Below are 12,934 nucleotides of genomic sequence, written 5' to 3'. Positions count from 1 at the left end.
GAGCTGATAGATAGACCATCTCATTCTTTTCGCCGGTAATGAGCAAAACCTTGTCAGATTCCTGCACGCCCCAACGGGATAGAGCTTGAATCATGTCCTTGGTTTTGGGACGAGCCAGTTGCTCGGCAAAGTCTTGCACTACAACCATGCTGTCTACCCGGCTTTGGAACGCTGTGCACAGAGCTAAGCGGCGTTCCTTTTTGTTCATTTTGGTGGAATAATCTCTGGGCTTGGGGCCAAAGATGACACCGCCCCCTTTCCAAAGCGGGGATCGGTTAGAACCAGCTCGGGCGCGCCCTGTACCTTTCTGACGCCAAGGTTTCCGACCACCCCCACGCACTTCGGCTCGGGTTTTGGATGATGCGGTGCCTTGACGCGCATTGTTCATCTGACGGACGAGGGCTCGGTGAACCACGTGCGCCGATGACGCTTCTTTTGCTACGCGCAAGCTTAACGATGTTTCACCTGCTTCTTGCCCTTGCCAATCTCGAATTATGCAGCTAACCATTTCCTCTGCCTCATGTACCTTCCAATGCCACGTCGTTGTTTTGCTGAGCTGTTGTACCGGGGTTAGCTCTTAAGCCTGTCCGACAATCGTGGCGGGCTTAATATTTAAAAGACTGCCGGGCTTGCCGGGAACAGCACCCTTGATCAGCAGCAGGTTTTGGTCAGCATCAATCCGGACGACGGTGAGTTTCCGAATGGTGACTTGCGCCCCGCCTAGGCGACCTGCCATGCGCTTACCCGGATAGACGCGTCCGGGGGTGGTGCCAGCTCCAGTGGAACCAGGTGCTCGGTGGTTCTTCGAACCGTGAGCCATGGGCCCTCGTCTGAAGTTGTGGCGTTTTTGGTACCCGGCAAATCCGCGACCAATACTAGTGCCTACGACGTCAACGAGTTGTCCTGCTTCAAACGTCTCAACCCCTAACTGTTGCCCTAGCTCGTAGGGGCCGGCCTGGCTCAAGCGATATTCACAGAGATGCCGTACGGGGACACTGCCAGATTTTTTGAGGTGCCCTAGCTCAGGCTTATTCAGAGCCTTTTCCGTCACCTGCTTATATCCGACCTGAATTGCAGAGTAGCCATCCGTTTCGGGGGTTTTGATTTGCGTTACGGTGCATGGATTAGCCTGCACAACCGTGACGGGGATAGCTCGACCTTCGTCATCAAAGACTTGGGTCATGCCAATTTTCGTGCCGAGAATACCAACAGACACAGTCACAAGTCTCCCTTGCTCAACTAAAAACGCGGCGAAACGTGGTCAGCCTAGCCCGTTTCCGGTTTAGGGTCTGACCGTTCCTCCTTACTAAATGGCTGCAAAAGCAGCCAGAACCCCACAGAACTGGTGTCAGTTTAGAGTTCTATGTCTTTTTGAAACCAGAGGCTGAAGGATTAGCAATTCAGATCCGCTTCAGCGCTTACGCCGAGACTTAAGCAGATGCATCAAAAAAATCCACTCAGTATCTCCTCACAGCCTGGAAAGCAGCACTAACCAGACTTGCCTGTGGCTCTATCCCATGTGACAGGAGGGTTTGACAATATCACTGCCTTCACCCGTCTGAGCCTTTAGCCAAGTCGTGAATCATTAGCTATTTACTCTCTATGCTGTCTTGGCGACAATTTTAGATTATAGACGTATGAATATCTATTTGTCTAGACCATTTCCAACAAAAGGGCAACAAATTTTCTGGATGCGGAGATGCGGTAGGGCGATCGCCACCCCTTATAATAGCGGCAAGAGGTGAGGGAAACACCATTGGTTCAGGATGATCGAGGGCTAAGGAGACGAAGAACTTGGATCCCATCTGACCATGAACCCAATGAACCCGTGACCGACATGTTGGATGAATGTGATGTAGGAGGCCGCAGACAGCATTTATGGCATTAATTACAACGGGTAAACCTTTCATTCGAGCCTTAGAACAGCATGGGGCTCTCGGCCTTTACATCCCCTTGGAGGGAGGAGCAGAGGGGCGGTATCAGCGGCGTCTGCGAGCGGCGGGCTATGGTATGGAACACCTGACTGCTCGGGGCTTAGGCGACTTGTCGTCCTACTTACTGGATGTCCATGGGGTGCGTCCGGCCCATTTGGGTAAAAAGTGTGTGGACAGCGATGCAGCGGTTGGGTACACCTACTATATTCCGCCGATCGCTCGCTATCAGCTTGAGCAGTTACCTGCCAAGTCGAAGGGATTAGTGCTGTGGTTGTTGGAGGGGCATGTGCTTTCGCGTCAAGAGCTAGAGTTTTTGGCGAACTTGCCGACTCTAGAACCCAAGTTAAAGGTGGTGATTGAGATGGGAGGCGATCGCACCTTCACCTGGCAACCTTTAAAGACAGTAGTGCAAGCCGCCTAGGTATGAAATTCGGGGTATCTCCTCTGGAGAGCGATCGCTGTTCTATCCACAGGTCAAGGAATCATGACCGCAAATCAACGTCCTGGTAGTGTTACGGCCATCGCGATTTGGCTGATTGTAGCGGGTGTGTTTTACGCCTTATTTGCACTGATCTTCCTGTTGGTGCAAACCCTCTTTGCCTCCGAAGACGGTCGGCAAATGATGCTCCAAGAACCTGAGATGCAAGCCCTGCCGCCAGAGATCTTGGATTTGATGGGCCCCTTATTTCTGGGGCTGGGCTTAATCTCGTTGGTGTTTGCGGTCATCTGCGTCGTTATGAGCGTGGGGCTCTTTCGCCTCAAGGGCTGGGGGCGTATGGGCACCATCATCTTTCACTGGGTTTGCATTGGGCTGAATGCCTTCCAGTTGCTCGGCTCGATCTTCAGCGCAGGGACAGCGGGTCTCACGGTTCTCCCTACCCTGCTGTTGCTGGTGTTCAATCTTGCGATCGCCGGCAGCATTGTTTACATCTTGCAGCAGCCCGATGTCCGTCAAGCCTTTCGTCCTGTCTCGATCAGCGATCAGTCGTTCTAGATGGTGTAGATCAGTTGAGTTCTGGAATGGCCCAGCGCTCAACTGATCTGTATTTCAGGCTGATTTGTACTGCAGGCTGATAGAAGCTTCCTAGCGCTGGGACTACTGCAACATCGTTTTGGAGACCATGCGGGTTTTCTTGCGATCGCTCTCGCTGAGTTCTTCCCCCGACTGGAGGCGCGTGGCGTTGTCTTGCAAGACGGTGGCAGCGCCTTCATCGCCCATTTGTAGTGCGGTCTTAGCGGCCGACTGGAGCATGGTGGCAGCACCGGTGCGATCGCCATCCTTCAACTTTTGTTCAGCAATTTGCGTCTGGCGGTATTTGGCCAGGGCTAAGACATGCTGCTGGACTTGAGGATTCACCTGGGGTTGGAAAGCTTCCAGCACATTGGCAACCACGGGAATGGCCTCAGAGAAGAGTCGTTCCTTGCCGCTGTTGGGGTCATCGTAGCGCACCTGCAGCCCGGCGATTTGCTGGGAGCCAGGAGGCAACTGTCCAGCATAGAGATTCACTAGCACTACCCGAGGTGCATCTACCATCAGGTCTCCTAGGCGTGCTAAATATTGATCCCCTTCTTGGATAATCGCTAGTTCAACCGTGTCGGGCGACACTTGGGCAATGGGTTTTAGATCGGCGAGACGGATGTGGGAGCCCAGGGTGAGGGTGAGATAGGCATTGGTGAGTCCTACGGACTGGGCGCGGCTGAAGAGCCGGTCAAACTCACTCACGGCCTGGTCGGGGGTTTGAATGTAGGACAGGGTGCCACCGGCTGCGTCCGAAATCTGTTCGAGGACATCTTGGTTCCAATGATCGCCAAACCCCAGGGTGCTGAGGGTCATGTTGTAGGTAGCGGCTAGCTCCGCTAGCTTGAGGCAGCGATCGTTATCGCCATGCTCATTTTCCCCGTCGGTGAGTAAGAAAGCTTGGGAAATGGTGTCCTGCTTGCCCTTGGCTAGCTCTTCAATGCCCAGCTTCATGCCTTCATCAATGGCTGTGCCGCCACTGGCCCGCAGTTGACTGAGCTTCACCTTGACCTCGGCAGGGTTCTCAATGTGTTGATTGGACAATAAGACCTTAGCCTTGTGATCAAACGCCACAATGGAGAGGCGATCGCCCGGTGAAAGCTGTTCCACAATGCGGTTGGCGGCCTGCTTGACGATATCGAGCGGTTTACCATTCATGGAGCCGCTGTGATCCAAAATCAGGCAAAGATTTAAGGGAGCATGGCGGTTGAGCGACTCAGCGATCGCCGAAATTGAGACGGCCAGTTGTCGCTGGCTGCTGGGCTGATGAGCATCGAGATTGACATCATTGAGAGCAGCTTGTAATCCCACTCGCATAGTTAAGCTCCTTAAATTCTGAGCGCAGTTGATCGAAACATATGCAGATCGATCCTATTCAATCCCTTCACGGTGAGTAGTAAGGGTTTCGGATCATTGGGTGATTTGGGGCCCTGCAAGGGGCGATCGCTTCCAGTCCAACAACCAAGACGACGTTGAGAGGTTCGGGAATCCCGTCAGGTATCCGGTATGAATCTAGGGGATCAGCCACCACCATTGCTAGCGAGGGCACGTTACTATGTTTACTATGTTAAAGGTGTAACACTGCACCCAATTGTTGAGGCAACTGATAGGCAAGACGTTATATGAATTCACCTATCCAGGCGGTTCAGTCTACATATGGTGGTGATGCTTACTATCGCACACCCCCTCCAGACCTACCGTCGCTCTTGTTGAAAGAGCGTATTGTGTACTTGGGGTTACCCCTGTATTCCTCTGATGAGGTGAAACAACAGGTTGGTATTGACGTAACTGAGTTGATTATTGCTCAGTTGCTCTACCTGCAGTTTGATGATCCGGACAAACCGATTTATTTCTACATCAACTCGACCGGAACCTCTTGGTACGGCGGAGATGCAATTGGGTTTGAAACCGAAGCCTTTGCTATCTGTGACACGATTGACTACATTAAGCCAGCGGTTCATACCATCTGCATTGGGCAGGCTATGGGAACTGCGGCCATGATTTTGTCAGCGGGTACGAAGGGCTTCCGTGCTAGCTTACCCCATGCCACCATTGTGCTGAACCAAACTCGCAGTGGTGCTCAAGGGCAGGCCACCGATATTCAGATTCGGGCCAAGGAAGTGCTGACCAACAAGCAAACGACCCTGGAAATTATGGCAAAAAACACCGGCAAAACGGTGGAGCAAATTGCCAAAGATACGGATCGAATGTTCTACCTGACTCCCCAAGAAGCCTTGGAGTATGGCTTAATCGATCGCGTGTTGGCGAGTTCTAAGGAATTACCCACTGCGCCCGTGGCGTCGCTCACCTAAGGGCTTGCTAGAGTCCTGAAGCTGCCGGCATGGCGGCTGCTCCCCCGTTCTCCTATCGTTTTCAATCTGTAGAGAGTACTCACTATGCCCATCGGCACACCTAAAGTTCCCTATCGGCTACCCGGTAGCCAATATACCCAGTGGATTGACATTTACACCCGCCTCAACCAAGAGCGGATCATTTTCCTGGGACAAGAAGTCACCGATGGCTTGGCCAATTCCATCGTTGCTGCCATGCTCTACCTGGATTCTGATGATCCCGGTAAGCCCATCTATCTGTATATCAACTCGCCCGGTGGTTCCGTGACGGCGGGCATGGCCATCTACGACACCATGCAGTACATCAAGTCTGAAGTGGTGACGATTTGTGTTGGTTTGGCTGCATCCATGGGAGCTTTTCTGTTGGCGGCGGGTAGCAAGGGCAAGCGCTTGGCCCTGCCCCATGCGCGGATCATGATTCACCAACCCTTGGGGGGTGTGGGTCGTCGGCAGGCCACGGATATCCAAATCGAGGCGAAGGAAATTTTACGCGTGCGCCAGCAGTTGAACGAAATGCTAGCGGCTCGTACCGGAAAAACAGTTGAGCAAATCGCCAAAGATACCGATCGCGACTACTTTATGTCGGCAGCGGAAGCGGTTGAGTATGGTTTGATTGATCGTGTTGTGGAAAGTCCACCCTCGACCTAAGGCAGTTCATCTACCTTGACGACGAGCATCAAATCAACGATGTCACGTTAGATTTATGGCAGAATTGTTCAACATTCTGCCATTTTTGGTCTCTATGAATCTACCGGATTGCTATCGACTATTGGGATTACGGACGGGCGCACCGGCAGAAGATATCAAGGCGTCCTACCGGCGTTTGGCACGGTTATATCACCCCGATGTTAACCCTGGCGATCAAGCAGCGGAAGAAAAGTTCATCCAGATCACCGAAGCCTATAAGTACTTAATGGATGTGGTGCCCGAAGAGACGTCTCGGTCTACGTCTACACCGAGTGCGACGCCCTCTCCAACGCCGTCGTCTCAGCCTCCTAAGGTGCGTATCCATGTCAAGCGGCCAGCGGAGCGATCGCCCTCTCCTAGTCCGTCAAAATCCCCTGCGCCCCAGATTCGTCTTGATCCCACCCTGTCGGACACCGATCGCAAGCTAAAGCAGCACAGCTACAAGCAGCTTCAGCACCTGCTCAAAGAGCAGCGGTTTCCCAGGGCCATCGCTTTGGTGGAAGGCTTATCCCAGCGATTGCCGAAAGATCGGGAAGTGAAGCAGTGGCAGGCGATTACCTATCAGCGCTTTGGTCAACATCTCGTGAGGCAACGGCAGCTTGATAAGGCCAGGATTTACCTCAAAAAAGCGCTACAAACCGATCCCAATAATCGATCGCTCTGGCTAGAAGTGGAGCGGGTGTTTCGGCAGATTGAACAATTGCTTTAAGCGCGCTTTGTTGGGGTGCGATCTAGAGACGCTTTAGACACCCTCAAGGGCGACTAATCTTGCACTGTGCCAGGCGGGAGCTGGAGACTGCTACTTGGTCAGCACGTCAGCGATCGCCTCTTCTAGATCTGGTTTTTCCAGCGTTGTAATTACAAATACTTCTTGAAATTGCTTGCCTTTTCGGGCGATCAGCTTAAAGCCACCCAGGACTGGCACGGAGACACGCAGCGTGAGCTTAGGACTATGGGCCCGCGATCGCCCGATTACCGCTGGTGTGATGGTGGTGATGGTGGTTTGACGTTTGAGTAACGTTTCTAGGATAGGTATCAGTCCGGGAATGTGGGTGGAATGATTCCAAACCAAGCGTCCGCTGGGTGGTTGAGCCATGATGAGGTATGAAGGTGGGCTGGATTAGGCGGCTTCCAAGGGAGCCATGGTGAGCCCGGCGCGACTGAGTTGCTGATGGTACAGTTCCGCCTGTTCTTGCGGCCCCGTCCAAACAATGGCTTGCCCCTCAAAATGCACCTGATTGGTGAGTTCCCAGGCGCGATCGCTGGTCATTTGGGGAATGTATTTCATCAAACAGGCAGCCACGTGCTGAAAGGTGTTGAAGTCGTCATTCAACACAATCACCTTAAAGTTGGGATAGGTTTTGCGTGTGGTTTGTTTAACTCGATCAGGGGTGATAGTGGGGGATGCAGTCATTATTAGGGGATGGATAGCTGCATCAGCAGGGTGTACCGTCGTCATACGCAGGGGCACCAAGTCCAAAGGTGAACAAAATCTAAAGGATGGATGAGGGCCATTGTAGCTTAGTCGCTTGGGAAGGCGATGACCTACTGGGGCTGGTTGGTTCTGGCGTGCTGAACCTAGGAGGCGGAACTAGGAGATGGAACCGTGGCGATCCAGCGGCTAGCGATGGGCATCCGCCAACCGGTACCAAAAGCGCGATCGGTGATCTTTAAGCCGGGAGGGGCCTGCTTGCGCTTAAATTCGGCGCGGGTGACAAGCTGCATGACGCGATTGACAATACCTGGGTCATGGCCGGCAGCAACAATGTCGCTCGGAGACTGGTGGCGGGTGACCAGTCGGCAGAGAATATCATCCAGGGTGTCGTAGTCGGGCAGGGAGTCGGAATCTTTCTGGTCGGGTTTGAGTTCGGCGCTGGGGGGTTTGGTGAGAATGGCATTGGGGATGATCTCTCCCGAAGTGCTCTGCGGCAGCCGCCAGGGCACCGCTGGGTCGTCATTAGAATTGAGCCAGCGACAGAGGGAATAAACCCGCGTTTTGGGGACATCAGCGATCGCCGCTAGACCACCATTCATATCGCCGTAGAGGGTGCAGTAGCCTACCGCCAGCTCTGACTTATTGCCGGTAGACAGCAGCAGGTAGCCAAACTTGTTGGCGATCGCCATCAGTAAATTGCCGCGAATCCGAGACTGGATATTTTCCTCGGCAATGCCAAAGCTGGTGCCGGCAAACAGATCCTCCAAGGTGTCATCATAGGCAGACATTAAGCCAGCGATCGGTAAGGTTTCAGTGCGGATGCCCAAGTTTTTGGCCAGGGCGTAGGCATCTGCAAGGGAATGGTCGGAGCTGTAGGGAGAGGGCATCAGGACGCCCAGCACCTGATCGGCTCCTAGAGCGGCGGTGGCGATCGCCGCTACCAGAGCAGAGTCAATACCGCCGCTGAGACCGATGACCGCTCGGGAAAAGCCGCATTTTCTAGCATAGTCCTGAACGCCCAGCACCAGCGCTGACCAGATTTCCCCATCATGGCTGGCGGGCTGGGGAGCGATCGCCTCTGGATCTGCGGTCACGTCACCAAGGGCTAGGTCGTAGTCTAGAAACTGGAGGTCAGGCTGGAAGGGCAAGGCACGCACCACGGTCTGTCCCTGAGCATTCATGGCCACGCTACTGCCGTCGAAGATCAAATCATCATTACCGCCGACTTGATTGACGTAGAGAATAGGTACCTGGTGACGCAGGGCAGCATGGCGTAGCATCGCCTCTCGAATCGCTTGCTTACCGACGCTGTAGGGAGATGCCGATAGATTCAGAACTAGATCGACGCCATGGCTGGCTAAATCAGCAATGGGATCCACCTGATAGCTGCGCTTGCCCCAAAACTCCTCATCGTTCCAGAGGTCTTCGCAGATGGTCACTCCTAGCGTCACGCGATAGCCATCGGATAAGGTCACTGCAAAGGTGTTGATATCTTCCCCTGGTTGAAAGTATCGATCTTCGTCAAAAACATCGTAGGTCGGCAATAGACGCTTGTGAAAGATCTGTTGAATGTCACCCTGTTCTAACAACGCCACGCTGTTGAACAGCGGTTTCTCTCCCTGGGGCGATCGCTGATTGGGATCAATGGTACCCACCAAGACAGCGATCTGGGGCGGCAGGTCACGGGCTAACTGGTGCAGCGTATCTGCCATGGCCTGGATGAACCGAGGCTGCATCAGCAGGTCGCGGGGGGGATAGCCACAGAGGGAGAGTTCTGGGGTGAGCAGTAACCGCACCCCCTGGGCCGCAGCCGTTTGGGCGGCGGTCAAAATCTGCTGAGCATTGCCCGCAAGGTCACCAATGGTCGGATTCAGTTGAGCGATCGCCAGGGAGAGGGTGGGAGGAGTCATAGGGGTAGAGGGAGGAGAGAGGATGCAGGCTTATAGAGTCCTTACGGGTTGACCGGCCCGTCATGCTGGTATCCCGAACCATCTCAATGGGGGGTAGCTACTAGTTTGGGGAGGCTGGCTAGACAGGGTGAATGGCGGCTAGACAAAGACGAGGGGTTTATCCTTCAGCGGTGCAAAGGCTTCGGCATCAAATCGATAGAGGCTGGCGGGACGCCCGGCTCCACGGGAGGTTTTAATGCCTGTATCGCTGAGGATGCCTAGTTTGAGGATGCGAGTGCGGAAGTTGGAATAGTCAGCAAAATGGTCACCCAAGACGGTGGTATAGAGCTGGTACAGATCATTGAGGGTAAACATTTCGGGTAAAACGTCAAAGGCAATGGGGCTGTATTCCAACTTATTGCGCAGGCGGCGGTAGCCATAGTCGAGGATTTGCTGGTGGTCAAATGCCAATCTGGGAACTTGCCCTAGGGGGTACCAGGCAATGCCATTGACGCCATCGGCAATTAATTCGGCTTCGGCAAACCGCACAAGAGCAAAGTAACTAACGGATAGGTAGCGTACGCCATAGCTGGTTTCGGCTTCCCTGGGATCGCGGTCGGGGCCGCCGAAGGTATAGAGCTGTTCGAGGTAAAGGTTTTCGACGCGGATTTTTTCGGAGAGCACTCGATAGGCTGAGCCTTCTAGGGATTCTCCTTGACGGACTAAGGTGCCAGGTAGGCTCCATTCGCCGGAAAAAGGCGCATCTTGGCGCATAACCAAGAGCACTAGGAGGCGATTTTGGTCACTGTCTACCGAAAAGATGACGCTATCAACTCCCACCTTAAACTCGGCAAGTGGGCTTACCAGGTCGGTAGGCTTTCGTTGGCTCCGTTCTGACATGCGTACAACTGCTCCCGATGGATATAGTCCTCAATGGGAGGCGTGAGAATAGCCGTATCTCCGGCTTTGCGGTAGGCCGTGGACGAAACTGCTAGACCGGTGAGGTCAGCGATCGCCACCGTAGCTCCCATCTGCCGCAGCTGATCTAAGTTCCCGTCTTCTAGAGGATACCCAGGCCGGGGCACCACGAGCAGATCAATCTGGTGCAGGAGCTCGTCTACTTGGTACCAGCGCGGCAGTTGATCTACCAAATCGGAGCCAATAATCAGCGTGAAGTGGGCTTGGGGCCAGCGTTCTTTGGCCCGTTCAACGGTGATCAGTGCGCGGGGACTGCTGAGGTCGGGATGGTAGCCAATATTGTGCCGAGGGGGATAGATATCGGCAATCAGCAATCTTAACATTGCCCCTCGATGTTGGAGCAGAGTTTGGTGTGACTTAAAGGGATTGTCGGAGGCCCAAACGGCTACCCAGTCAAAACGATGGGAGAGCCAGGTGAGAATTTGCTGGTGGGCAGTGGTGGGGGGATCGGCGCTGGTTCCAAACAAAGCAATGTTCAGCATAGGGCAGAGGGATAGATCAGGGGGATCGAGGTTAGCAAACGACGAATAATCTGACGTGGGTTGGACACTATCTTGGGGTGTCGTGCCGCTTTGGGAGTGGCGGGTTATCCATAAACCCGTTTCATGAGGTGGCTGTCTAGAAGGAACCTGAAGGAAACGGGTGGGGCGGTCGTTCGTCTAGGGGGTATGGTCTCAATCGGCAACGCTAGAATTTTGATCAGTATAGACCTGACGCGCTCGGTCTTGGGTATCTTGGGTGAGCGTTTTCAAGGCGGTGGACAGGATGGGGGAGGTGACGATGGGATGGTCGAGGTCGCGCAAGTTGGGTGGAAGAGCCTGGACAGCAGCGGCGGTGCGGGCGGCGATCGCGTCTAGGGGTTCGGCATCTAAGCGGCGATCGCCCTTGTCCATGACCAACTGCAGTAGGGGCACTTCTCCCGGTTGGGCTTCTTCGTCCATCAGGGCTAGGCGATCGTGAACCCAGCAGTCTTGCTCGTAGGTGCGGAAAACTTGCTTGCGACCGGGATAGGTGGCCTTGCTCGTCGAGTTTTTCATGGTGGGAATGCCGTCGATGTCCACCAGTTTGTAGACGCCATTGACCGGTGTGCCGGTCACCAGTTTGGTGCCCAATCCATAGGCATCGATCTGGGCACCCTCGGCAAGCAGGCGGGCAATTTCGTATTCATCCAAGTCGCCGCTGGCCACGATGGTGGCATGGGGCAGTAGCGATCGCACCTGCTGAGACTGGGAAACTAGATCGCCGGAGTCGAGACGCACCCCTTGCACCTGCAGGGTGCCGGCTGAGACGCGATCGCTCAACCGTTGGGCCGCAGCGATCGCATCGTAGGTATCAATCAACAGAGCTGTGTTGGGAAAATAGCGCAGCATGGTGTCAAAGGCCACGTCTTCATCCTGGGCGATCGCGGTTAACGCCATCACCAAGGCATGGGCCATGGTGCCTGCAGGTTTTTGTCCGAGCTGTAGGGCGGCGAGGACATTGGAGGTAGCATTGAGACCGCCAGCGATCGCCGCCCTGGCCGCCCAGAGCGACGCTTGGGGACTGAACGCCCGCCGGGTACCAAACTCCAGCAGGGTAGCATCGGGGCCCGCCACATCCCGCAAGCGAGCGCTGCGTGTGGCCACCAGGGTTTGATAATTGAGGGTGTTTAAGAGATAGGTTTCCACCACCTGGGCTTGCCAGAGAGGCGCTTCAATGCGCAACAGCGGTTCATTGGCAAACACCACGGTGCCTTCGGGGACAGCCCACACCGAGCCACTAAACCGGGCTGACTCTAGCACCTGCCAGAAGCGATCGGGGACATGGGCAAAGATTCCACTGGCCTGCAGCGCTGCAATCTGATCGGGGCCAAAGGAAAACTGGGTGAGGTAGTCGAGGGCTTGCTCTAGCCCCATGGCGACCAGGTAGCTGAAGCCGTCAGGCAAGCGGCGCACAAAGAGTTCAAAACTAGCGGGGCGCTGATCCAGATCCTCGCCCACATAGCAGGCTGCCATGGTGAGCTGGTAGAGATCGGTCAGCAGTCCATAATCCTGGGGTTGGGGAATGAGAGAGACCATCGTAGTGTTCGACCATGTCTGTGATTTTATTATAGTAGTTTCTACCAAAATTCAGGTAGGGGGTTCCGGTCATGATCCCATTAAGTTTTGAAGAAATTCCAGCATCATCTTTGAAGATTCGTAGAAGATAGGGCGATCGCGACCCTCTCTTTTTCTGACTTATATTGAAACAGACTAAAATTGTTTGCTAATCTGATCCCTGCCTAGGACGCGATCGCCCCTCGTGTTTACGAATACGACAGCCTTGGGCAGAATGGGACAAGATTAAGGTCTGTAGGCCTTAGCTCTGCCTGCAGTCATCTCCCCATTGCCTGTTGTCTACCTGCCTGTATTCCTAATCTCCTACCCCTTTTCTTCCATGTCACAACCTCAGCGATCGCCCCATAAAGTTGTCATCATCGGCGGTGGATTTGGCGGCCTGTATGCTGCTCAGGAACTCAACCATGCATCTGTTGAGGTCACGTTGATCGACAAACGTAACTTCCACCTGTTCCAACCCTTGCTCTACCAAGTGGCGACCGGCGGCTTGTCTCCCGGTGATATTTCCTCGCCGCTGCGGGCAGTCCTCAGCCACCAACGCAATAC

15 protein-coding genes are annotated in these 12,934 nt (G+C 54.3%); 6 read left to right on the top strand and 9 right to left on the bottom strand.

Features of this window, described 5'->3' with window-relative positions; genetic code table 11:
- Both rplD and rplC read right to left on the bottom strand, forming a co-directional pair.
- Positions 1-508 (bottom strand): 50S ribosomal protein L4 (gene rplD, locus V6D20_22845; protein HEY9818620.1); only part of this gene is annotated, 508 nt, incomplete at its 3' end.
- Positions 509-577: 69 nt separating this feature from the next.
- On the bottom strand, positions 578-1,222 hold the full coding sequence (gene rplC / locus V6D20_22840) for a 50S ribosomal protein L3 (protein HEY9818619.1): 645 nt from the start codon (positions 1,220-1,222) through the stop codon (positions 578-580).
- 656 nt (positions 1,223-1,878) lie between these two features.
- Between rplC and V6D20_22835 the strand changes: the two genes are divergently transcribed.
- Both V6D20_22835 and V6D20_22830 read left to right on the top strand, forming a co-directional pair.
- Complete coding sequence (locus tag V6D20_22835; GenBank protein ID HEY9818618.1) at positions 1,879-2,355, top strand: NAD(P)H-quinone oxidoreductase subunit N; 477 nt, start codon at positions 1,879-1,881, stop codon at positions 2,353-2,355.
- Between the two features lie 63 nt (positions 2,356-2,418).
- Complete coding sequence (locus tag V6D20_22830; protein ID HEY9818617.1) at positions 2,419-2,928, top strand: hypothetical protein; 510 nt, start codon at positions 2,419-2,421, stop codon at positions 2,926-2,928.
- Positions 2,929-3,030: 102 nt separating this feature from the next.
- On the opposite strand, the gene V6D20_22825 is transcribed toward V6D20_22830, so the two are convergent.
- Positions 3,031-4,269, bottom strand: a complete 1,239-nt coding sequence (locus V6D20_22825; GenBank protein HEY9818616.1) for a VWA domain-containing protein — start codon at positions 4,267-4,269, stop codon at positions 3,031-3,033.
- A gap of 305 nt (positions 4,270-4,574) precedes the next feature.
- Here V6D20_22825 and V6D20_22820 point away from each other — a divergent pair, with 305 nt between their 5' ends.
- The 3 genes from V6D20_22820 (at position 4,575) to V6D20_22810 (ending at position 6,699) form a co-directional block, all read left to right on the top strand.
- A complete protein-coding gene (locus tag V6D20_22820) occupies positions 4,575-5,264 on the top strand; it encodes an ATP-dependent Clp protease proteolytic subunit (protein HEY9818615.1) in 690 nt (229 codons plus the stop codon).
- 84 nt (positions 5,265-5,348) lie between these two features.
- Complete coding sequence (locus V6D20_22815; protein HEY9818614.1) at positions 5,349-5,951, top strand: ATP-dependent Clp protease proteolytic subunit; 603 nt, start codon at positions 5,349-5,351, stop codon at positions 5,949-5,951.
- 55 nt (positions 5,952-6,006) lie between these two features.
- The gene (locus V6D20_22810; protein ID HEY9818613.1) at positions 6,007-6,699 is read left to right on the top strand and encodes a J domain-containing protein; all 693 of its coding nucleotides are present in this window, start codon (positions 6,007-6,009) and stop codon (positions 6,697-6,699) included.
- Positions 6,700-6,789: 90 nt separating this feature from the next.
- Here V6D20_22810 and V6D20_22805 read toward each other — a convergent pair whose 3' ends face one another.
- The 6 genes from V6D20_22805 to V6D20_22780 all read right to left on the bottom strand — a co-directional run bounded on the left by V6D20_22805 (position 6,790) and on the right by V6D20_22780 (position 12,349).
- Positions 6,790-7,086 (bottom strand): DUF2103 domain-containing protein, encoded by a 297-nt coding sequence (locus tag V6D20_22805; GenBank protein HEY9818612.1) that lies wholly within the window; start codon positions 7,084-7,086, stop codon positions 6,790-6,792.
- 24 nt (positions 7,087-7,110) lie between these two features.
- Positions 7,111-7,404 carry an ATP-dependent Clp protease adapter ClpS gene (gene clpS, locus V6D20_22800; GenBank protein HEY9818611.1) on the bottom strand — a complete coding sequence of 98 codons (294 nt, stop codon included), beginning with the start codon at positions 7,402-7,404 and terminating at the stop codon, positions 7,111-7,113.
- A gap of 164 nt (positions 7,405-7,568) precedes the next feature.
- A complete protein-coding gene (locus V6D20_22795) occupies positions 7,569-9,335 on the bottom strand; it encodes an NAD+ synthase (GenBank protein ID HEY9818610.1) in 1,767 nt (588 codons plus the stop codon).
- Between the two features lie 138 nt (positions 9,336-9,473).
- On the bottom strand, positions 9,474-10,214 hold the full coding sequence (locus V6D20_22790) for an NUDIX domain-containing protein (protein ID HEY9818609.1): 741 nt from the start codon (positions 10,212-10,214) through the stop codon (positions 9,474-9,476).
- Positions 10,175-10,774 carry a nicotinate-nucleotide adenylyltransferase gene (locus tag V6D20_22785; protein ID HEY9818608.1) on the bottom strand — a complete coding sequence of 200 codons (600 nt, stop codon included), beginning with the start codon at positions 10,772-10,774 and terminating at the stop codon, positions 10,175-10,177. The genes V6D20_22790 and V6D20_22785 overlap by 40 nt, the downstream gene beginning before the upstream one ends.
- Positions 10,775-10,966: 192 nt before the next feature.
- A complete protein-coding gene (locus tag V6D20_22780; protein HEY9818607.1) occupies positions 10,967-12,349 on the bottom strand; it encodes a nicotinate phosphoribosyltransferase in 1,383 nt (460 codons plus the stop codon).
- A 358-nt stretch (positions 12,350-12,707) separates the two neighbouring features.
- Between V6D20_22780 and V6D20_22775 the strand changes: the two genes are divergently transcribed.
- Positions 12,708-12,934: FAD-dependent oxidoreductase (locus tag V6D20_22775; protein HEY9818606.1), on the top strand; the 227-nt coding region annotated here is incomplete at its 3' end.

It is taken from the genome of Candidatus Obscuribacterales bacterium (genome assembly GCA_036703605.1).
Taxonomy (GTDB): Bacteria; Cyanobacteriota; Cyanobacteriia; order RECH01; family RECH01; genus RECH01.
Note: the sequence above shows the minus strand (reverse complement) of the source record. Positions and strands in the feature narration are given on the sequence as shown.

Excerpts from the sequence above, each read along its gene's own strand:
- V6D20_22835 (HEY9818618.1), top strand. The coding sequence starts at position 1,879 with ATGGCATTAATTACAACGGGTAAACCTTTCATTCGAGCCTTAGAACAG.
- V6D20_22830 (HEY9818617.1), top strand. The coding sequence starts at position 2,419 with ATGACCGCAAATCAACGTCCTGGTAGTGTTACGGCCATCGCGATTTGG.
- V6D20_22825 (HEY9818616.1), bottom strand. The coding sequence starts at position 4,269 with ATGCGAGTGGGATTACAAGCTGCTCTCAATGATGTCAATCTCGATGCT.
- V6D20_22820 (HEY9818615.1), top strand. The coding sequence starts at position 4,575 with ATGAATTCACCTATCCAGGCGGTTCAGTCTACATATGGTGGTGATGCT.
- V6D20_22815 (HEY9818614.1), top strand. The coding sequence starts at position 5,349 with ATGCCCATCGGCACACCTAAAGTTCCCTATCGGCTACCCGGTAGCCAA.
- V6D20_22810 (HEY9818613.1), top strand. The coding sequence starts at position 6,007 with ATGGCAGAATTGTTCAACATTCTGCCATTTTTGGTCTCTATGAATCTA.
- V6D20_22805 (HEY9818612.1), bottom strand. The coding sequence starts at position 7,086 with ATGGCTCAACCACCCAGCGGACGCTTGGTTTGGAATCATTCCACCCAC.
- clpS (HEY9818611.1), bottom strand. The coding sequence starts at position 7,404 with ATGACTGCATCCCCCACTATCACCCCTGATCGAGTTAAACAAACCACA.
- V6D20_22795 (HEY9818610.1), bottom strand. The coding sequence starts at position 9,335 with ATGACTCCTCCCACCCTCTCCCTGGCGATCGCTCAACTGAATCCGACC.
- V6D20_22790 (HEY9818609.1), bottom strand. The coding sequence starts at position 10,214 with ATGTCAGAACGGAGCCAACGAAAGCCTACCGACCTGGTAAGCCCACTT.
- V6D20_22785 (HEY9818608.1), bottom strand. The coding sequence starts at position 10,774 with ATGCTGAACATTGCTTTGTTTGGAACCAGCGCCGATCCCCCCACCACT.
- V6D20_22780 (HEY9818607.1), bottom strand. The coding sequence starts at position 12,349 with ATGGTCTCTCTCATTCCCCAACCCCAGGATTATGGACTGCTGACCGAT.